The following is a 19,125-nucleotide window of genomic DNA, read 5'->3' as shown; positions in this document are numbered from 1 at the left end:
CTATTGCCCCCACGCCGCGAAGGCGTCGCCGAAGGCGCGTTCGCCCGGCGCCCCCTTCTCGATCGCCAGGATGGCGCGACGCTGGTTGTTGAAGACCAGCAGGATGTCGAACCACGACCGCTCCTTGAGGAGCTGGATGTTGCGCGACTTGTCGGCGTCGACGTTGGACAGGCCGATCAGGAAGAAGCCGTCGGTGACCTTGACCGCGAGGCCGGCGAGCGGCGTGCCCTTGGCCTGTTCGCTGGACTTCATCAGGATCACGGGCACGTTGGCGACGCCGCCGCCGGCGAAATCCGGCGGCAGGCTGAAGGTGAGTTCGGCGGTGTGGCTCGCCGGCAGCGAGGTGTCGGTGTTGCGGCGGATCGACAGCGACATCTTGAGCTTGCGATCCGGCACCTCGATATCGGCGCGCACGGCGACATCGGCCGGTTGGCCGGCCGCCGCCGCGATCTGTTCGGTCCGCCAGACGACGGTGCCGGTATAGCTCTTGCCCCTCGGATCGGACGGGTCCTCGTCATAGAGCACGACCTTCTGCGCCACCGGCGCGATCTGGGTCGCGCCCGGCTGGCCCACCCGGTCGGCGATCTTCGGCCGTGTGCCGGCATCGGACGGTGCCGGCGCCACCGGCGCCTCGGCGACAGGCTGGGTCTTCATCATGCCCCGAAGCAGCGGCCACGCCTTGGGCAGGGCCAGCGCGCCGATGCCGGCGAGCACCAGCACGATGCCGAGGATCATCGCTGTCCTGACCGGGAAGGCGCTCAGGCCCGGCAGCCGCCGCGCCGTCTTGCCGCCCGGCGACTTGGGCGGCGCCATGCGCGACGCGGGCGCCTGCTCCTTCGGCTCCTCGTCATGACCGTAGGGCGCCTCCGCCGTCGGATCGACGCGGTTGTCCATGCTCGGCTCGATCCGGTCGAATTCCGGCGAGGGCGAGGGGACATTGGCATAGGTCCGGCGGGCCGACCGATTGGCCTGGGCCGCGGCGTTGCCGAGGTCGTCGGCATCGGCCACCACATCGCGGAAGCCGCGCAGCCCGCCGGCGTCGGCGCCGCGCGCCGGACGCCTGGCGTCCGGCGGCGCAGGCGGCTGCGGTCGCGACGCCTCACGCCGGGACGGTTCGGTCGACGGGGTTGAAGGCTGCGGCGATGAAGGCTGCGGAGCCTGCGGCGGTTCGGGCCGCGGCGGACGCGCCGGCCGCTGGGCCTCCTCGGCCGGCGGGGCGACACGCTCGCGGCCCGGCCGGTCGCGGCCGGCGGCCGATTCGCCGGCATTGGCGCGTTCGGTGACATTGGCCCGGCTGCGCACCGTCGAGCGCAGCGAATCGCCGGGACGGGTCCGCGCCAGGGGATCGGATTTCGGCGGCTCGATCCTGGCCCGCTGCGCCGCCTCGGATTCGACCTTGCGGATCGCCTCCTCCAGCGAGAGGCGTTCGCGGGTGATTTCGGTTTCCGTCAGCGGCGGCTCGACGCTGCGCAATTGCGCGATCAGCGCGGTCCGGGCCCGCTCGTAAAGCGCACGCCGCGCCTCGCCGGGAGCACCGGGATCGAGGCCGGCGACGGCCCGCGCGATGAGCGGATAGTAGTCAGCCATGAATGTCCACACCGGTGGGCCGCGATGGCCCGGTTACGATCAATCCTCAAACGGATTCTGTACGAGAATAGTATCCTCGCGTTCCGGGCTTGTCGAAAGCAAGGCGATCGGACAGCCGACCAGCTCCTCGACGCGACGAACATATTTGATGGCCTGGGCCGGCAGGTCGGCCCACGACCGCGCATTGGCAGTCGGTTCCTTCCAGCCTTCGATCGTCTCGTAGATCGGCTTCACCCGGGCCTGCGCGCCCTCTCCCGCCGGGAGATGGTCGATCACCTTGCCGTCGAGTTCGTAGCCGGTGCAGACGTCGATGGTGTCGAAGCCATCGAGGATGTCGAGCTTGGTCAGCGCCAGGCCGTGGATGCCGCAGGTCCGGGCGGTCTGCCGCACCAGCACCGCATCGAACCAGCCGCAGCGCCGCTTGCGCCCGGTGTTGACGCCGAATTCCTTGCCGCGCCGGCCGATCTCCTCACCGATCTCGTTGGTGAGCTCGGTCGGGAACGGCCCCATGCCGACCCGGGTGGTGTAGGCCTTGCAGATGCCGAGCACATAACCGACCGAACTCGGGCCGATGCCGCTGCCGGTTGCCGCCTGGGCCGCCACCGTGTTGGACGAGGTGACGTAAGGGTAGGTGCCGTGGTCGACGTCGAGCAACGCGCCCTGCGCGCCTTCGAACAGGATGCGCTTGCCCTCGCGGCGGTGCTGATCGAGCAGCATCCACACCGTCTCGGCATAAGGCAGCACCTGCGGCGCCAGGGCCTCGAGCTCGGCGAACAGCGCGCCGCCATCGATCTCCGGCAGGCTCAATCCGCGGCGCAGCGCATTGTGATGCGCCAGCAGGCGGTCGATCTTGTGCGGCAGGGTCGCCGGGTCGGCGAGGTCCATCAGCCGGATCGCGCGGCGGCCGGCCTTGTCTTCATAGGCCGGGCCGATGCCGCGCCGGGTGGTGCCGATGGCGGTGCCGGTGTTGGAGGATTCGCGCAGCGCGTCGAGTTCGCGATGGAGCGGCAGGATCAGCGTGACGTTTTCGGCGACGCGCAGATTCTCCGGCGACACCGCGACGCCCTGGGCCCGCAGCCGCTCGACCTCGTCGATGAAGGCCTGGGGGTCGAACACCACGCCGTTGCCGATCACCGACAGCTTCGAGGGCCGCAGCACGCCGGACGGCAGCAGCGCCAGCTTGTAGGTATTTCCGTTGATGACCAGGGTGTGGCCGGCATTATGGCCGCCCTGGAACCGGACCACGACGTCAGCCTGCTCCGAGAGCCAGTCGACGATCTTGCCCTTTCCCTCGTCGCCCCACTGGGCGCCGACGACGACAACATTGGCCATGGGCTGAAGTCCCCTGAAATCGCGACCCGAGGGATCATCCGCCGGGTTCCTGACGCAGAAACGTCCCGCGTTGCGGCCGGGGCCGCGCGCATGCGGGACGTTCCCCCGGATAAAGGATGCGGCCTCCGGACGCAAGACAAATGGCCGGGTCCGGCGCCCCGAAGCGGCCGCCAAACCATTGATATCCCCCTCAAAATCCGAGCTGGCTGGCGACGTTGGGGACGGCCGCCGGTCCGGCGCCCCCTCGCCCGCCGTGCTGTTCGCTGACCGGCTTCTCCGAAATGTCCCAGTCCTTGCCGTTGAAGATCGAAATATGGAGGGTCTTCATCGGCGTCGTCGTCCACGCGGATCTCCGCTCTGCCGTGATCACCAGGCGCCCGTCGGTCTGGCTTTATCAGCACACCCTCGTTGGCCGAGGCGCCGACACAACCTCCGCCGTCATCGCCCGCGTCAAGCGGACAAACCAGTACGCCGCGAGCGGCGTGATGGGCACCGCGTCAATCGCCGTGCCCATTTGCACCGACGCGGCTCCGCAGCCCCTCCCGTCCGGAACCGAGGCCATCCGACACCGAGACAGCAACATCGTGCAAATCGGCATGGGCCGGTCCCGGCATTGGCTGTTGTCGGCGCGCACCGCATCGGACAATCAGGACCCAAGCGAGATCGGGGACCGCACGCGATCCGGCCGGCGCAGCGCCGCGTCTCCCCACCGCGGCCGCTCCCGCTCCGACTGGTGCAGACGACCTTTGCCCGATGATCGCTGACCGATGAACGTTGTACGATGACCGTTGCCGCCCGCTCACCTGCCCGCGCCTCGCGATGGACGCGCCTGACTGATCAGCCCTATCTGCTGCTCAGCCTGACCTCGCTGTTCTGGGCCGGCAATGCGATCGTCGGACGCTCGGTCGCCGGCGAGCTGGCGCCGGCGACGTTGTCCTTCCTGCGCTGGAGCGGCGCCTTTCTGGTGGTGCTGCCCTTTGCCTTTCGCCACCTCGCCGGAGACTGGTCCGCGATTCGCGCCCGCCTCGGCATCATGGTGCTGATCTCGTTCGTCGGCGTCAGCGCCTTCAACACCCTGCAATACACCTCCCTGCAATACACGACCGCCCTGAACGTGCTGCTGCTGCAGTCGACCGGCCCGCTGTTCGTCGCGGCATGGTCGCTGGCGCTGCTCGGGGTGCGGCTGACGCTGGCCCAGCTCGGCGGCATCCTGGTCTCGATGGTCGGGGTGATGATCATCCTGCTCAAGGGCGATCTTGCCGCTCTCGGCAACATCAGCTTCAACCGCGGCGACCTGATCTTCCTGTTCGCGCTGGCGATGTTCGGATGCTATCCGGTGCTGACGCTGCGCCGGCCGGCGATCAACGGCATGTCCTTTCTCGCCTTCACCTTCGGTTGCGGCACGCTGATGCTGATTCCGATGGTGGCCTGGGAATTGACGACACGGCCGCTGCCGGCGGTGACGGCCGGCAACGCGCTGGCGGTCGCCTATGTCGCGATCTTCCCCTCCTTCATCGCCTACCTCTGCTACAACCGCGGCGTCGCCATCATCGGCGCCAACCGCGCCGCGCCGTTCTTCCATCTCATTCCGGTGTTCGGTGCAGCCATGGCCATCACCATGCTCGGCGAGAAGCTCGAGCCGTTCCATCTCGTCGGCTTCGTCATGGTGCTGGCCGGCGTCATCGTCGCGGCCCGCCGGCCGGCATCGACATGAGCGTGGCGCCGTCGCGACCGGCGAAGGCCCAGCGCCGCAGCCTCTGGAGCTGGCTGATCGACCAGCCCTATCTGCTGCTCAGCATCACCTCGCTGTCCTGGGCCGGCAATCTGGTGCTCGGCCGTTTCGTCGTCGGCCACGTGCCGCCGTTCACCCTGTCCTGCATCCGCTGGCTCGGCGCAGTGCCGATCATCCTGCCGATCGCCTGGCCGTATCTCAGGCGCGACTGGCCGGTGATCGTGCGATCGCTGCCGATGCTGCTGCTGCTGTCGGCGACCGGTTTCGCCGGCAACAACGTGCTGGCCTATTCCGGCCTGCAATACACCCAGGCGCTCAACGGCCTCCTGATCCAGTCGTCCGCCCCGCTGTTCGTCGCGCTGTGGTCGCTCGGACTGTTCGGCGTGCGGCTGACGCCGGCCCAGGCGCTCGGCATCATGATCTCGCTCGCCGGCGTCCTGACGATCCTGCTGCACGGCGACGTCAGTGCCATCGCAAGGCTGCACTTCAATATCGGCGACCTGTTGCTGATGATGGCGCTGGTGGTGTTCGGCCTCTATTCGGCGCTGATGCCGAAGCGCCCGCCGATCCACCCGATCTCGCTGTTCACCTGCACGGTGATCGGCGGCGCCGTCCTGCTGCTGCCGTTGATGATCGGCGAGGTCGCCGCGGGCGAGCACCCGGTGTGGGACTTCACCACGCTGTGGGCGCTCGGCTACGCCGTGCTCTTCCCCTCGATCATCGGCTATCTCTGCCTCAACCGCGGCATCGTGCTGATCGGCCCCAACCGCGCGGCCCCGTTCATCCATCTCACGCCGGTGTTCGGCTCGGCGATGGCCATCCTGTTCCTGTCCGAGCGGCTCGAAGTGTTCCATATCGTCGGCTACGCCCTGGTGCTCGGCGGCATCACCATCGCCGCCCGCCGCCAGGGGGCGCGAGAAGACCGTTGATGGCCGCCGCCGCTCGCTGGCTCACACCGCCCCGCCCGGTATAATCTTGCAACATCATCGATTTTCGTCGGTCCGGGCCGTGTCCGCGTCACGCTTTCGTTTCATCCGCCAGCGCCTGCGGCAGCGGCAAGCCCAGCTGCTGCTGGCGCTGCGCATCACCATCTCGGCGCTGCTGGCGCTGGCCCTGGCGCTCGCCATCGGCCTGCCGCTGCCGCTGTGGGCGGTGCTCACCGCGCTGATCCTGACCCAGGCCAATCTCGGGCGTTCGCTGCGCGCCGCCACCGATTACATGGTCGCCACCCTCGGCGGCGCGATCTATGGCGGCGCCATCGCCGTCCTGATCCCGCACGACAGCGAGGCCGCGCTGCTCGCGGTGCTGGGGCTGGCGGTGGCCCCGCTCGCCCTGCTCGCCGCGCTCAATCCGCGCCTCAGTGCCGCGCCGATCACCGCGGCGATCGTGCTGCTGCTGCCCGCCATCACTCACGGCAGCCCGCTGGAATCGGCGATCAACCGCGTCATCGAGGTGGCGCTCGGCGCCTTCACCGGGCTCGCCGTCTCCTTCCTCGTGTTCCGGGCGACCGCGCAGCGCCAGGCGATCGAGGCGGCCGCGCGGTCCCTCGACCTGATGGCGGCGGCGGTGACGCAGCTCGTCGGCGACGTGTCGCGCAGCCGCGACGTCGAGACGCTGCACCGCATCCAGGACGCCGTCGGCCAGTCGCTGGTGCAGCTGCAGGAGGTGGCGAGCGAAGCCGCCCATGAACGCACGGTGCGGATCGCCGACGAGCCGGACTCCCGGCCGCTGCTGCGCACGCTGCTGCGGCTGCGCCACGACCTCGTCATCATCGGCCGCGCCTCGGCGCTGCCGCTGCCGCCGGCCCTGCGCGAGCGCCTCAAGGATCCGCTGCAGCAGGTCTCGGCGGCCTTCGCCGACTACATGCGCTCCGGCGGCAAGGCCCTGCTGGCGCGGCAGGGACCGCCGCCGCTCGACATGGTGCGCCGGGCGCTCGAGCAATTCGCCCTCGCGCTCTCCGCGGTGCGCCGCGACGGGCTGACCCGGACGCTGTCCGACGACGACGCCGAGCGCTTCTTCGCCCTCGGCTTCGCCCTCGAACAGGTCCACGCCAATTTCCGCGACCTCGAACGCTGCATCGGCGAATGGGCCCAGGCGGCCGTCACGCCATGATCGTGCCAGACGCGCTGTGCGTCCATCAACTTATTGAAATTACATAACAATTTATTCACAACGCGAGATCGTGGTGGATATCTCGCCGCGCGCTCAACAGGGCCGGGTCTGTTGCGCAGCACTCAGCAAAACGGCCGCCCTGAGGGCGGCCGCTTCGTTGCTCGGAAGGTCGATGGCACCTCAGAACCTCAGCGCCTTGGCCTGCTTGACGTGCGGCAACGCCATGATTTTCGTCAGCACCTCGGCCGGCACGTCGCCGTCGACCTCGACCAGCGCGATGGCGTCGCCGCCCGGCTGCAGGCGACCGAGATGGAAGGTCGCGATGTTCACCCTGGCATCGCCGAGCAGCGAGGCGAACTTGCCGATGAATCCCGGCTTGTCCTCGTTGGTGACGTAGATCATGGTCTTGCCGAACTCGGCATCGACGCGGATGCCCTTGATGTCGACGAGGCGCGGCTTCTGGTCGTGATAGACCGTGCCGGACACCGAGCGTTCCTGCCGGCCGGTGGTCACTGTCACGGTGATCAGACTCTCGTAATCGCTCTGGGCAGCGCGCGTGACCTCCTCGACCACCATGCCGCGCTCCTTGGCGATGACCGGCGCAGAGACGACGTTGACCTCGCCGAGCATCGGACGCAGCAGACCCGACAACGCCGCGGAGGTCAGCGCCTTGATCTTCATCTCCGCCACCACGCCCTCATAGGTGATCTGCACCATGGTGATGCCGGTTTCGGTGAGCTGGCCGGCGAAGGAGCCGAGCTTCTCGGCGAGATCGATGAACGGCTTGAGCTTGGGCGCTTCCTCGGCGGTGATCGAGGGGAAGTTGATGGCGTTGGAGATCGCGCCGGTCAGCAGATAGTCCGACATCTGTTCGGCGACCTGCAGAGCGACATTCTCCTGGGCCTCGGTGGTGGAGGCGCCGAGATGCGGCGTGCAGATCACATTGGGCAGGCCGAACAGCACGTTGGTGGTGGCCGGCTCCTCGACGAAGACGTCGAAGGCGGCGCCGGCGACGTGCCCGGACTTGAGCGCTTCGGCGAGCGCATGCTCGTCGACGAGACCGCCGCGGGCGCAATTGATGATGCGCACGCCCTTCTTCATCATGCCGATCGCGGCGCCATCAATGATGTTGCGGGTCTTGTCGGTGAGCGGCGTATGCAGGGTGATGAAGTCGGCGCGTTTGAAGATGTCGTCGAGTTCGACCTTCTCGACGCCGAGGTCCCTGGCGCGCTCCGGCGACAGGAACGGATCATAGGCGACGACCTTCATCTTCAGGCCCTGGGCGCGGTCGGCGACGATCGAACCGATATTGCCGGCGCCGATGATGCCCAGCGTCTTGCCGGTGATCTCGACGCCCATGAAGCGATTCTTCTCCCACTTGCCGGCCTGGGTCGAGGCGTCGGCCTGCGGGATTTCGCGGGCCAGCGACAGCATCAGGGTGATGGCATGCTCGGCCGTCGTGATCGAATTGCCGAACGGCGTGTTCATGACGATGATGCCCTTGGCGGTGGCCGCGGGGATTTCGACATTGTCGACGCCGATGCCGGCGCGGCCGATGACCTTCAGCCGGTTCGCCTTCTCCAGGATCTTGGCGGTAGCCTTGGTGGCAGAGCGGATGGCCAGGCCATCATAATTGCCGATGATCTCGGCGAGCTTCTCCTTGTCCTTGCCCAGGCTGGGCTGGAAGTCGACCTCGATGCCGCGATCCTTGAAGATCTGCACGGCGGCGGGAGAGAGCGCGTCGGAAATGAGAACCTTGGGTGCCATGGCTTGAATGTCCTTCGCCCCGGATCGGGGGCGCGGCCGTGGGGCCGCGATCGGTTGCAAGAAACGGGATTGGACAGGCGGCGGCGGGACGACCGGCGTCCCGCCGGAGCATGGAGGTGGCGGCGCGGAATCAGGCCGCCTTGGCGAGCGCGGCCTTGGCTTCGGCGAACGCCCAGTCGAGCCATTGGGTGAGGATCTCGACATCCTTGGCCTCGACCGTGGCACCGCACCAGATGCGCAGGCCGGCCGGCGCATCGCGGTAATGGCCGAGGTCGTAACCGGCGCCTTCCTTCTCGACCGCGGCGACCAGCGCCTTGGCAAACGCCGCCTGACCGTCGTCGGACAGCGCCGTGATCGCCGGATCGACGACCTTGAGGCAGACCGAGGTGTTGGAGCGGATCGCCGGATCCTTGGCCAGGAATTCGGCCCACGGCGTCTTCGCCACCCACTCCGCAAGCACCTTGGTATTGGCGTCGGCGCGGCCGATCAGCGCCTTGAGCCCGCCGACCGACTTGGCCCAGTTGAGCGCATCGAGATAATCCTCGACGCAGAGCATCGACGGGGTGTTGATGGTCTCGCCGACGAAGATACCCTCGATCAGCTTGCCGCCCTTGGTCATGCGGAAGATCTTCGGCAGCGGCCACGGCGGCGTGTAGCTTTCGAGCCGCGCCACCGCGCGCGGCGACAGGATCAGCATGCCGTGCGCAGCCTCACCGCCCAGCGCCTTCTGCCAGGAGAAGGTGACGACATCGAGCTTGGACCAGTCGAGCGGCTGGGCGAACGCGGCGGACGTGGCGTCGCAGATGGTCAGACCGTCACGGTCGGCCTTGATCCAGTCGGCATTCGGGACGCGGACACCGGAGGTGGTGCCGTTCCAGGTGAAGACGACGTCGGAGGCCTGATCAACCTTGGAGAGATCGGGCAGATCGCCATAGCCGGCGGTCAGCTTGGTGACATCCTTGAGCTTGAGCTGCTTGACGATGTCGGTCACCCAGCCGTCGCCGAAGGATTCCCAGGCGATCGCGGTAACGGGTCGCGGGCCGAGCAGCGACCACAGTGCCATCTCGACCGCGCCGGTGTCGGAGGCGGGGACGATGCCGATGCGATAGTCGGCCGGCACGCCCAGCACCTCGCGCGTCAGATCGATCGCGAGCTTGAGCTTGGCCTTGCCGATCTTCGCGCGGTGCGAACGACCGAGGGCTGCGTCCTTAAGGCTTTCGGGGGTCCAGCCGGGACGCTTGGCGCACGGGCCGGAGGAGAAATGCGGAACGGTCGGCCGCGTGGCGGGCTTCGCCTTACTCATATGTTCTATCCTTCCAGATAGCTGCCTCTCGGTGGGGAGAGGTTTCCCGCCGGCGGCTTTAGGAGCATTGCACTCCATCGTCAAGCAAGTTGCACACGGAAGGAGCAGGGGCGCGCGCAGGCCGCATGCTCAGGCCGTCTGGGATGCCACGCCAAGATCCTGTTCGGCTTCGCCAATCCAGCGGCACAGGGCGGCGTGGCGCGATAGATCGAAGCCACCTTCAGGAGCGAGCCGGGTGTAGGCCAAGAGCGCCACGTCGGCGAGTGAGACGCTCTCACCGAGCAGAAAGCGGGTCTTGCGCAGATGCTCGTCCATGCGATCGAGCGCGGCATAGCCCCGCCTCACTCGCTCCGGATCGAGTTCTTCGGGCCGGCGCCGCAGATAAACCAGCTGGAAACGGCATCCGGCGATATAGGGCTCGTGACTATACTGCTCCCAGAACAGCCATTCATCCATCATGGCAGCACCGAAATCGTCAGCCGGAATGAAGCGACTACCGCGGGCGAAATAGCGGATGATGGCATTGGATTGCGCGAGCACCCGGCCGTCGTCGAACAGCACGGTCGGCACCTGGCCCGCCGGATTCATCGCGAGGAATTCGGGCGTGCGGCTTTCGCCCTTCATGATGTCGACATCGACCCAGGTGAAGCGCAGGCCAACCGCCTCGCTGACCCATTTCACCTTCAGGCAGTTGCCCGAATTCAAGTCGCCGAAGATCTTCATCGCCCGCCTGCCCCGCCGATCGATATTCGATCAAGCGAAACAGAGACGAGCCGGGCCGTCAATGAAGCAGTAGCGCGCCCGCAATCAGAACTTGTAGCCGAGGCCGAGGCGAGCCGTATTGATGGTGGTGTCGATGGTGCCTCCGCCGCCGAGGAAGCGCAGATATTCCCACTCGACGCGACCGAAGAGGCCACCCACCAGCAAGACATCCATGCCGAGACCGCCGGCGTAGCCGTAGATCAGGCGGCCGCTCTGGCCGGCGCTCTGGGAGAGCGAAAAGGGAATGGTCTGGAATCCCGGCGCGGCGTTGGGATTGACCTGCACGCCGGAGATGGTTGCGGATCGCGTCACGTCCGCCCGCCCGAGGGCGACGCCGACGAAACCGTAAGGCAGGAAGTTGTTCCAGGCCCAACCGGCGCGGCCGCGGATCGAGCCCATGTCGGTGATATTGTTGGTCGCCGTCGACGTATAGGTGACGCCATCGGTGTAGCCGTTGGAGTCGACGAAGCTGCGACTCATGCTGTTGCTCTGCGAGCCGCCGAAGGAGCCGTGGATGTAGCTTGCCTCGAGGCTGAGCACAACGTCGTCCCATTGCGCGTTGTAGCCGACGAAACCGCCCCAGCCGTGGCCGGTCTTCGACACCTTGCCCAATACCGGCCAACTCGAAACGTTGGCCGCGGCTTCGATCGCTGTCCCGCTGAGCAGCGCTGCCGCGATGTCCTGGGTGGCGCCGCTGAAGTCCATGTCGGAGCTGCCCATGGCGCCCTGGCCACCGATGTAGAAGCCCTGCCAGTTGACGCTGGTGGAGCTGAGTTCGGTGATCGGGCCGCGCAGGACGGGGAGGTCGGCGAGATCGGGAAGATCGGCCGCGACCGCGCCCTGCGCCATTGTGGCCACCACCGCCGCCAACATCCACCGACGCATAACGTCACTCCACCGACACGTGATCCATATGGCGGCAGTATTGCGCGTTAACCTTAATCATTCGTTGCGTTAACGACGCCGCCTCAGCCCGGTCGGGTAACTCATGCAATTCATGCGTCGCCGGCCGTCGAGTGGGCGCAAAAAACGACGACGGCACGGATCGCTCCGCGCCGTCGTCTGAGCCGATTTGATATTGTCCGATCAGCCTTTGGTGATCAGCGGCCTCGGCGCGTAGACCGGGGTCGGATCCAGCGACCAGCGCACGCCGAGTTTCAGATCCTGAGACGTAATATGTTTGAACGTCATGGGATTCACGACGTTATTGGTACCTTGATAGGTCACGATATCCGCGGTGGCGCCGTCGCCGAGATCAACGTAACGATAGGCCAATTCCATCGTCAGACTCGGTGTAACCCGGTAGGCCAGACCGGCATGGGCTGCCCAGGCGAAATTCCAGCGCGACGCAGCAGCGGCATAGGCAGTACCCGGCGTCGCTCCATAGGTCGCCGGAAAGCCGGGAACGGCATCGGTCAATCCCTGATCGATGAAGTTCGAGACCGACACCCGCGCCGCGCCGACGCCTGCGCCGATGAACGGCGTCACGCTCCACCAGGTGCCGAGGTCCACATAGGCGTTGGCGAGGACCAGCCATTCCGATTTGTCCGCGGTGTACTTATCGGCACCGCTGTGGACAAAGCCGCCATAACTGAAGGTGTTGAGCTCGAGCCCGTTGAGCGTCGATTTGCCCCGATATTCACCGGTCAGATCGGCACGGAACCAGTTGTTGACCTGATAGCCGACGCCGATGCCGAAGATTCCGGCCGTGTTGAAATCGAGCGTCTGGCTCTGGGTCAGCAGCGTGGAATCGAGTGCGTTTTCGAGGCGTTTCACGCTCTGATTGCTGAAGCCAATGTCGCCGCGCAGATACCAGCCGCTGGGATCGAAGGCGGGCGGCGGCGCATAGGCGGGCGGCGGATCGATTGGGAGATCGGCGGCCATAACCGCGGTGGACAGCAGGGAGGCCGCGGTCGCGGCGATGAGATGTTTCAGGCTACGCATGATCGGTCCCTTCGTCCGTGAGGCAGACGACGCAAAAGGCCTCACTCACAAAACTCACGATCGGAACGATGCCAGAAAAAGTTTAAGCGCCACTTAACCCTAATAATTAAGGTTGATGAGGCGTTGTCGAGCACGCAGTGAAGGCGCTCCCGCAACGGCTTGTTTACCGGGGTTAACGATGCGTTGGGAATTGGCGCGCCGCATGGCCCGCGAGCCGGATCAGCAGTTCCTCAGCGCGCGGCGCGGTTGAGATTGGGCAGGAACACCGCGAGCAAGCCGAGCGCCGGCAGATAGGCGCAGATCGAATAGACGAAATCGATGCCCATGCGATCGGCGACTTCGCCGAAGATCGCCGCCCCGATGCCGGCGGCGCCGAAGGCGAAGCCGAAGAACAGCCCCGAGATCATGCCGAAGCGGTGCGGCATCAGCTCCTGGGCATAGACCAGGATCGCCGGCATGGCAGAGGCGAGGATCAGGCCGATGATGACGCTGAGCAGGGCGCTGACCTCGAGCGAGGCATAGGGCAAAGCCAGTGTGAAAGGCAGCGCCCCGAGGATCGAAAACCAGATCACGTAGCGCCGCCCGACGCGATCGCCGATCGGCCCGCCGAACAACGTCCCGGCGGCGACGGCGCCCAGGAACAGGAACAGGTAGAGCTGGGCGCTCTGGGTCGACACACCGAATTTGTGCATCAGATAGAAGGTGTAATAGCTGGTCAGGCTCGACATGTAGAAGAACTTCGAGAACACCAGCACGATGAGGATCGCCAGCGTGAGCGCGGTGCGCAGCGGCGACGGCCCGTCGACCGGACGCATCAGCTGCGCCGCCTTGCGCGGCACGACACGCGGCCGGTACCACCGCCCGATGCGCCACAGGATGATCATGGCCAGGAAGGCGATGGAGGAGAACCATGCGAGGCTCGGCTGGCCGAAGGGCACAACGATCAGCGCCGCCAGCACCGGCCCCATCGCCGAGCCGAAATTGCCGCCGACCTGGAAGATCGACTGGGCAAGCCCGTAGCGGCCGCCGGATGCGAGCCTGGCGATGCGCGCCGATTCCGGATGGAACACCGCCGAGCCCAGCCCGATCAGCGCCGCGGCGACCAGGATCATCGCGTAGTGATGGGCGGTGCTGATCAGCAGCAGGCCGAAGAAGGTGAAGCCCATGCCGGCGGCGAGAGAGAACGGCATCGGCTTGCGGTCCGTCGCCATCCCGATCAGCGGCTGCAGCAGCGAGGCCGTGACCTGGAACACCAGCGTGATCAGGCCGATCTGGGCGAAATCGAGCGCGTAATTGGCCTTCAGGATCGGATAGACCGACGGAATCAACGACTGCATCGTGTCGTTGAGGAAATGCGAAAGGCTGATTCCGCCCAGCACCACGTAGACCGGCCCGGTGGCTGCAGGCGGGCTGACGGTGCTGGCGGGCGCAACGGGTGCGCCATCGGCGATGACAACGGGCTTGTTCAAGGCAGCACTCTCGATGGGTGCATCCGCGGCCGATGCGGGCACCAGATGCGAATGCGCCGCATGTTTAGTGCCCTGCGCCAAGGCCAGCCAGCCTCATTTGGCCATGGCTGCCTTGAACGGAGCTGGACGCAGTGGATTGGGCCGCGGCAGACGGACGGCTGAACGCCGCCCGGACCGGTCAGGCCGCCGCCGCCTGGCTCAGGGCCGCCACGACGAGATCCACCGCATCCTCAACGGTGTCGTGGTCGTCGCCCTCGCCCATGACGCGGATCACCGGCTCGGTGCCTGACGATCGCACCAGCAGGCGTCCGCCGGAGCCGAGACGCGCTTCGGCAGCGGCCATGGCGGACTTGACCTCGGGCTGCTCCAGCGGCTTGCCGCTGCGGTAGCGCACGTTCTTGAGGATCTGCGGCAAAGGTTCGAAGCGGTGGCAGACCTCCGAGACCGGGCGGCCGAGCTTCTGGATGACCGCGAGCACCTGCAGGGCGGAGACGAAACCGTCGCCTGTGGTGTTGTAGTCGGACAGCACGATGTGACCGGACTGCTCGCCGCCGACATTGTAGCCCTGGGCCAGCATCTGTTCGATGACGTAGCGATCGCCGACCGGGGTGCGCAACAGAACCAGCCCCTCTGCGGCAAGATAGCGTTCGAGGCCGAGATTGGACATCACGGTGGCGACGATGCCGGGCTTCGACAGCCGGCCGTCTTCCTTCCAGCTCTGCGCCACCACGGCCAGGAGTTGGTCGCCGTCGACGAGATGGCCGCGCTCGTCGACCACGATGACGCGGTCGGCGTCGCCGTCCAGCGCGATGCCGATATCGGCGCGCATTTCGCGCACCTTGCTGCGCAACGCCTCCGGCGAGGTCGATCCGCAGTCCTTGTTGATGTTGAAGCCGTCCGGCTCGACCCCGATGGCGATCACGTCGGCGCCGAGTTCCCACAGCGCTTCAGGCACCACCTTGTAGGCGGCGCCATGGGCGCAATCGACCACCACGCGAATGCCATCCAGGCTGAGATTGCGCGGCAAGGTGCGCTTGGCGAATTCGATGTAGCGGTCATGGACGCCGTCGATGCGGCGGGCGCGGCCGAGGCTGGCGCTTGCGGCGAGCTTCTTGGCGATGCTCTCGTCCATCAGTTGCTCGATCTGAAGCTCGACCTCGTCGGACAGCTTGTAGCCGTCGGGACCGAACAACTTGATGCCGTTGTCATCGAACAGGTTGTGGGAGGCGGAGATCATCACCCCGAGATCGGCGCGCATCGAGCGCGTCAGCATCGCTACCGCCGGCGTCGGTATCGGGCCGAGCAGCAGCACGTCCATGCCGACCGAGGTGAAGCCCGCAACCAGGGCATTCTCGATCATGTAGCCGGACAGGCGGGTGTCCTTGCCGATCACGACCCGGTGGCGATAATCGCCGCGCTGGAACACCAGTCCGGCGGCCTGCCCGACCTTCAGGGCCAATTCCGGCGTGATCACGCCATTGGCGCGACCGCGGATGCCATCGGTACCGAAATATTTGCGAGCCATGTGTCCCCCGCCCCGTGCATTCCTTCCGCAACGCACGAGCCTGAATTGGATAACGTTGGCGTGCTTATAATCCTTTTGACATCAATTCGACTTCAAAAAATATGATCAATGGTTACCGGGCGCCGCCGGCTAAACGCGTTAAGCCATTGATATAAAATATATTTTCGACTTATCACCAGCCCGTTCCGGCGCTGGCCGCCACCCGTGCGCTTTCCCACCGTGCTACCGGCGGCGGCGCCGCACGCCCTCCTGCATCGGCTCCCCACACCTGGCCTGCCCGCCGCGCGTTGCGCGTTTACGCCTCGGCCGAACGTGCTAGATGACAGCCCTGCGACCAATCGCGACGGCCTGGAAAGCCGCTGAACCGGAGAGGGCGGGGACGCTTCCAATGAAAGATATCACCTGCATCGAGGACCTGCGCCAGATTCACAAGCGCCGGGTGCCGAAGGCATTCTTCGACTATGTCGACCACGGCTCCTATGCCGAGGAGACACTGCGCGCCAACCGCGCCGACATGGAGAAGATCAAGCTGCGCCAGAAGATCCTGGTGGACATCTCCAGACGCGATCTGTCCACCACCATTCTCGGCGAGAAGGCCAGCCTGCCGCTGATCCTCGCTCCGGTCGGTTCGACCGGCATGCAATACATGGACGGCGAGATCTATGCCTGCCGCGCCGCCCAGGCCGCCGGCATCCCCTACACGCTGTCGACGATGTCGATCTGCTCGATCGAGGACGTCGCCGCCAATGTCGACAAGCCGTTCTGGTTTCAGCTCTACGTCATGAAGGACCGCGGCTTCTGCAAGGCGCTGATCGAGCGTGCCATCGCCGCCAAATGCAGCGCCCTCGTGCTGACCGTGGACCTGCAGGTGATCGGGCAGCGCCATGCCGACATCAAGAATGGATTGTCGGTGCCGCCACAGCTGCTCAAGCTGAAGAACGTCATCGACTTCGCCACCAAGCCCGGCTGGGTCGCCGGCGTCCTGCGCTCCAAGCGGCGCAATTTCGGCAACATCGCCGGCCACCTGCCCGGCTCGCAGGATCTCGCCTCGGTTTCGGGCTGGGTCGCCTCGCAGTTCGATCCCTCGCTGAACTGGAAGGACGTCGAGTGGATCCGCAGCATCTGGCCGGGCAAGCTCATCATCAAGGGCATTCATGACGCCGAGGACGCCCGCGAGGCGGTGCGGACCGGTGCCCATGCGCTGGTGGTGTCGAACCATGGCGGCCGGCAGCTCGACGGTGCGCCGTCGTCGATTTCAGTGCTGCCCAAGGTGGTTGACGCGGTCGGCTCGCAGATCGAAGTGTTGTTCGACGGCGGCATCCGCTCCGGCCAGGACCTGTTCCGGGCGCTCGCGCGCGGCGCGAAGTCCTGCATGATCGGCCGCTCCTATATCTACGGCCTCGGCGCCGGCGGCCAGGCCGGTGTCGCCAAGGCGATCGACATCATCGCCCAGGAGTTATCCACCACCATGGGCCTGTGCGGCATCAACAGCATCGCCGGCATCACCCCCAAGTCGATCGTCGAAGACTGAAGGCGCGTCGGAGTGCCGCGGTGCCGGGCACCGCGGCGCCACGCCGCCACGCCGCCACGCCGCCACGCCGCCGTCGCGCCCTATTCGGCCGCTTGGATCGGCCGAATCACTTTTCCGGGAGGCTCCGCATGCACCGTCTCGTCGTCACCTCGGCCACGCTCGCCGCGATCGCCTTCGCAGCGCCGGCGTCTGCGCAGACCACCAGCAGCAGCACGCTCAGCGGCGCAGCGATCGGGGCCGGCACCGGCGCCATCGTCCTCGGACCGATCGGCGCGGTGGCGGGGGGCGTTGTCGGGGCGGTCGTCGGCGGGCCGACCTTCCATCGCGGTTACAAGTCGTGCTGGCGCGATTCCCGCGGCGTGCGGCACTGCCGCCGGCACTGAGGCGGCGGCTCCTCACATCGGCGGCGTCAGGCCGTTGCGACCGACGCCGATGCGCGACGCCTCCAGGCTGCCGTCGCTCCTGCGGTTGACGAAGGCGATGATCTTGGCGCCGGGGACCAGCTCGGCGACGTTGCCCGGTGCATAAGTGACGATCGGCGTTTCCGGCGTCACCACCACGGTCTTTTCGCCACCCTTGTACTTCACGGTGAGATGTTCACCGTCGTTGGCAGTGACGCGCTGATCCACCGTGGCATTGGTCATGGTGCTGTTGGGCCGCAGGTCCCAGGGGCGGAAGCCCTCGCCGGTGCCGCGCATCGATTCCGGAAACAGATGGACCGACAACGCTTTCTGGCTGCCGTCGGCCTGCGGCATGGCGGCGACCCCGATGAAGGTGCCGGGCTTGATGTCGGCGAGCGTGATGCGCTCGATGCCGCTGACCGGGACGTTGTCCGGTACGCGCAGTTGCAGGTCGCTGCCGTCACGGGCCTTCACCGTGAGCAATGATCCATCGGCACGCTCAATGGTGCCGCGGATGCGCGACGGCACCGGCGAGGGCTGCGCCTCAGCGCAGATCGGGGCCGAGAGGACAAGGGCGGAGACGAGGACGGAAAGGCGCAGAAAGGTCATGACGGTTCACCGCTCGCGTTTGTGGCAACATGCCTCAGAACACGAGGCCAAGCGTCTTATTCCGCCGCCTCAAGCTTTCGTGAGATCGGCCTCGACCAGCGCGCGAAGTTCCGCCGTCACTCGCGGTGTGGTTCCGAACCACAACGAGAAGCCGCGCACGGCCTGGTGCAGCAGCATGCCGAGCCCGTCGGCGGTGCGCAAATCGCGCGCGCGGGCGGCGGCGAGCAGCGGCGTCACCAGCGGCGCGTAGACGAGATCGGCGACGACTGTGTTCCCCGGCAGCGCATCGAGCGCGATATCGAGCGGCGGCTGCCCGACCATGCCGAGCGACGTGGTGTTCACCAGAAGATCGGCGTGCGGCATCACGCGGTCGATGTCCTCCCAGCCGATCGCCTCGACGCGATCGCCGAACAGCACGGCGAGCTCCACGCCCCGCACCAGCGTGCGGTTGGCGACGTGGACGCGCCGGACACCGCGCTCGAGCAGGCCGAAGATCACGGCGCGGGACGAACCGCCGGCGCCGAGCACCAGGGCCGTGCCGCCGCTGTTCCAGGAGGGTGCCGCCGCATCGAGGTTGTGAATGAAACCTTCGACGTCGGTATTGGTGGCGCGCAGCCGGTCGTCCTCGAACCACAGCGTATTGGCGGCACCCACGGCGCGGGCGCGCCCGTCGGGCGCAGCGAGTTCGAGCACACGCTTCTTGTGCGGAATGGTGACATTGGCACCGACATAACCGCGCTCGCGCAGCGTGGAGACGAATGCCGTCACCGCCTCCGGCGCCACCGCTTCGGCGCGATAATCGCCGGCGATGCCGAGGGTCTTCAGCCAGTAGCGGTGGATCAGCGGCGAGCGCGAATGCGCCACCGGCCAGCCGATCAGGCAGGCGGCCGGAGCGGAGGTCATGGCAAAAGAGCCGGCCCGACGGCCGCAATCTTGACGATACCCTGCATGAGGAGGCCCTATGCTGGTGTTTGACGTGCCGCGGCTATCCCCCCGACTGGAGCCTGCGGCCGCCCGGATTATTCACCGGGCGGCCCGGGTCAAACCACCG

At 66.7% G+C, this 19,125-nt stretch carries 17 protein-coding genes; 5 read left to right on the top strand and 12 right to left on the bottom strand.

Annotation, left to right across the window (positions count from 1 at the left end):
* The 3 genes from DB459_RS13445 to DB459_RS13435 all read right to left on the bottom strand — a co-directional run bounded on the left by DB459_RS13445 (position 1) and on the right by DB459_RS13435 (position 3,247).
* Positions 1–1,587 (bottom strand): hypothetical protein, encoded by a 1,587-nt coding sequence (locus tag DB459_RS13445; RefSeq protein WP_253713342.1) that lies wholly within the window; start codon positions 1,585–1,587, stop codon positions 1–3.
* 39 nt (positions 1,588–1,626) lie between these two features.
* A complete protein-coding gene (locus DB459_RS13440; protein WP_253713341.1) occupies positions 1,627–2,919 on the bottom strand; it encodes an adenylosuccinate synthase in 1,293 nt (430 codons plus the stop codon).
* Between the two features lie 190 nt (positions 2,920–3,109).
* The gene (locus tag DB459_RS13435; protein WP_253713764.1) at positions 3,110–3,247 is read right to left on the bottom strand and encodes a hypothetical protein; all 138 of its coding nucleotides are present in this window, start codon (positions 3,245–3,247) and stop codon (positions 3,110–3,112) included.
* A gap of 453 nt (positions 3,248–3,700) precedes the next feature.
* Here DB459_RS13435 and DB459_RS13430 point away from each other — a divergent pair, with 453 nt between their 5' ends.
* From DB459_RS13430 to DB459_RS13420, 3 genes are all read left to right on the top strand, one after another.
* The gene (locus tag DB459_RS13430) at positions 3,701–4,633 is read left to right on the top strand and encodes a DMT family transporter (protein ID WP_253713340.1); all 933 of its coding nucleotides are present in this window, start codon (positions 3,701–3,703) and stop codon (positions 4,631–4,633) included.
* Complete coding sequence (locus DB459_RS13425; RefSeq protein WP_253713339.1) at positions 4,630–5,580, top strand: DMT family transporter; 951 nt, start codon at positions 4,630–4,632, stop codon at positions 5,578–5,580. Before DB459_RS13430 ends, DB459_RS13425 begins: the two co-directional genes overlap by 4 nt.
* 79 nt (positions 5,581–5,659) lie before the next feature.
* Positions 5,660–6,763 (top strand): aromatic acid exporter family protein, encoded by a 1,104-nt coding sequence (locus DB459_RS13420; RefSeq protein ID WP_253713338.1) that lies wholly within the window; start codon positions 5,660–5,662, stop codon positions 6,761–6,763.
* A 180-nt stretch (positions 6,764–6,943) separates the two neighbouring features.
* On the opposite strand, the gene serA is transcribed toward DB459_RS13420, so the two are convergent.
* The 7 genes from serA to glmM form a co-directional block, all read right to left on the bottom strand.
* Positions 6,944–8,530 (bottom strand): phosphoglycerate dehydrogenase, encoded by a 1,587-nt coding sequence (gene serA, locus DB459_RS13415; RefSeq protein WP_253713337.1) that lies wholly within the window; start codon positions 8,528–8,530, stop codon positions 6,944–6,946.
* A gap of 130 nt (positions 8,531–8,660) precedes the next feature.
* Positions 8,661–9,833 carry a phosphoserine transaminase gene (locus DB459_RS13410; protein WP_253713336.1) on the bottom strand — a complete coding sequence of 391 codons (1,173 nt, stop codon included), beginning with the start codon at positions 9,831–9,833 and terminating at the stop codon, positions 8,661–8,663.
* A 129-nt stretch (positions 9,834–9,962) separates the two neighbouring features.
* Positions 9,963–10,556, bottom strand: a complete 594-nt coding sequence (locus DB459_RS13405; RefSeq protein ID WP_253713335.1) for a glutathione S-transferase family protein — start codon at positions 10,554–10,556, stop codon at positions 9,963–9,965.
* Between the two features lie 84 nt (positions 10,557–10,640).
* On the bottom strand, positions 10,641–11,480 hold the full coding sequence (locus DB459_RS13400; protein WP_253713334.1) for an outer membrane protein: 840 nt from the start codon (positions 11,478–11,480) through the stop codon (positions 10,641–10,643).
* 201 nt (positions 11,481–11,681) lie between these two features.
* Complete coding sequence (locus DB459_RS13395; RefSeq protein ID WP_253713333.1) at positions 11,682–12,539, bottom strand: outer membrane protein; 858 nt, start codon at positions 12,537–12,539, stop codon at positions 11,682–11,684.
* Between the two features lie 230 nt (positions 12,540–12,769).
* Positions 12,770–14,008 carry an MFS transporter gene (locus DB459_RS13390; protein WP_253713332.1) on the bottom strand — a complete coding sequence of 413 codons (1,239 nt, stop codon included), beginning with the start codon at positions 14,006–14,008 and terminating at the stop codon, positions 12,770–12,772.
* A 178-nt stretch (positions 14,009–14,186) separates the two neighbouring features.
* Complete coding sequence (gene glmM, locus DB459_RS13385; protein WP_253713331.1) at positions 14,187–15,533, bottom strand: phosphoglucosamine mutase; 1,347 nt, start codon at positions 15,531–15,533, stop codon at positions 14,187–14,189.
* Between the two features lie 388 nt (positions 15,534–15,921).
* On the opposite strand from glmM, the gene DB459_RS13380 reads away from it, so the two are divergent.
* Together DB459_RS13380 and DB459_RS13375 are read left to right on the top strand one after the other, a co-directional pair.
* Complete coding sequence (locus tag DB459_RS13380) at positions 15,922–17,064, top strand: alpha-hydroxy acid oxidase (protein ID WP_253713330.1); 1,143 nt, start codon at positions 15,922–15,924, stop codon at positions 17,062–17,064.
* A 128-nt stretch (positions 17,065–17,192) separates the two neighbouring features.
* On the top strand, positions 17,193–17,447 hold the full coding sequence (locus DB459_RS13375) for a hypothetical protein (RefSeq protein ID WP_253713329.1): 255 nt from the start codon (positions 17,193–17,195) through the stop codon (positions 17,445–17,447).
* Between the two features lie 12 nt (positions 17,448–17,459).
* Here the strand turns inward: DB459_RS13375 and DB459_RS13370 are convergent, their stop codons facing one another.
* Both DB459_RS13370 and DB459_RS13365 read right to left on the bottom strand, forming a co-directional pair.
* The gene (locus DB459_RS13370; RefSeq protein WP_253713328.1) at positions 17,460–18,074 is read right to left on the bottom strand and encodes a DUF5666 domain-containing protein; all 615 of its coding nucleotides are present in this window, start codon (positions 18,072–18,074) and stop codon (positions 17,460–17,462) included.
* Between the two features lie 69 nt (positions 18,075–18,143).
* Positions 18,144–18,977: a shikimate dehydrogenase gene (locus tag DB459_RS13365; protein WP_253713327.1), complete on the bottom strand. Its 834-nt coding sequence runs from the start codon at positions 18,975–18,977 to the stop codon at positions 18,144–18,146.
* Positions 18,978–19,125: the final 148 nt, after the last annotated feature.

Source organism: Bradyrhizobium sp. WD16, assembly GCF_024181725.1.
In the GTDB taxonomy this organism is placed as follows: Bacteria; Pseudomonadota; Alphaproteobacteria; order Rhizobiales; family Xanthobacteraceae; genus Bradyrhizobium_A.
Note: the sequence above shows the minus strand (reverse complement) of the source record. Positions and strands in the feature narration are given on the sequence as shown.

Excerpts from the sequence above, each read along its gene's own strand:
- DB459_RS13440 (WP_253713341.1), bottom strand. The coding sequence starts at position 2,919 with ATGGCCAATGTTGTCGTCGTCGGCGCCCAGTGGGGCGACGAGGGAAAG.
- serA (WP_253713337.1), bottom strand. The coding sequence starts at position 8,530 with ATGGCACCCAAGGTTCTCATTTCCGACGCGCTCTCTCCCGCCGCCGTG.
- DB459_RS13375 (WP_253713329.1), top strand. The coding sequence starts at position 17,193 with ATGCACCGTCTCGTCGTCACCTCGGCCACGCTCGCCGCGATCGCCTTC.
- DB459_RS13445 (WP_253713342.1), bottom strand. The coding sequence starts at position 1,587 with ATGGCTGACTACTATCCGCTCATCGCGCGGGCCGTCGCCGGCCTCGAT.
- DB459_RS13370 (WP_253713328.1), bottom strand. The coding sequence starts at position 18,074 with ATGACCTTTCTGCGCCTTTCCGTCCTCGTCTCCGCCCTTGTCCTCTCG.
- glmM (WP_253713331.1), bottom strand. The coding sequence starts at position 15,533 with ATGGCTCGCAAATATTTCGGTACCGATGGCATCCGCGGTCGCGCCAAT.
- DB459_RS13410 (WP_253713336.1), bottom strand. The coding sequence starts at position 9,833 with ATGAGTAAGGCGAAGCCCGCCACGCGGCCGACCGTTCCGCATTTCTCC.
- DB459_RS13425 (WP_253713339.1), top strand. The coding sequence starts at position 4,630 with ATGAGCGTGGCGCCGTCGCGACCGGCGAAGGCCCAGCGCCGCAGCCTC.
- DB459_RS13400 (WP_253713334.1), bottom strand. The coding sequence starts at position 11,480 with ATGCGTCGGTGGATGTTGGCGGCGGTGGTGGCCACAATGGCGCAGGGC.
- DB459_RS13430 (WP_253713340.1), top strand. The coding sequence starts at position 3,701 with ATGACCGTTGCCGCCCGCTCACCTGCCCGCGCCTCGCGATGGACGCGC.
- DB459_RS13380 (WP_253713330.1), top strand. The coding sequence starts at position 15,922 with ATGAAAGATATCACCTGCATCGAGGACCTGCGCCAGATTCACAAGCGC.
- DB459_RS13405 (WP_253713335.1), bottom strand. The coding sequence starts at position 10,556 with ATGAAGATCTTCGGCGACTTGAATTCGGGCAACTGCCTGAAGGTGAAA.
- DB459_RS13395 (WP_253713333.1), bottom strand. The coding sequence starts at position 12,539 with ATGCGTAGCCTGAAACATCTCATCGCCGCGACCGCGGCCTCCCTGCTG.
- DB459_RS13435 (WP_253713764.1), bottom strand. The coding sequence starts at position 3,247 with ATGAAGACCCTCCATATTTCGATCTTCAACGGCAAGGACTGGGACATT.
- DB459_RS13365 (WP_253713327.1), bottom strand. The coding sequence starts at position 18,977 with ATGACCTCCGCTCCGGCCGCCTGCCTGATCGGCTGGCCGGTGGCGCAT.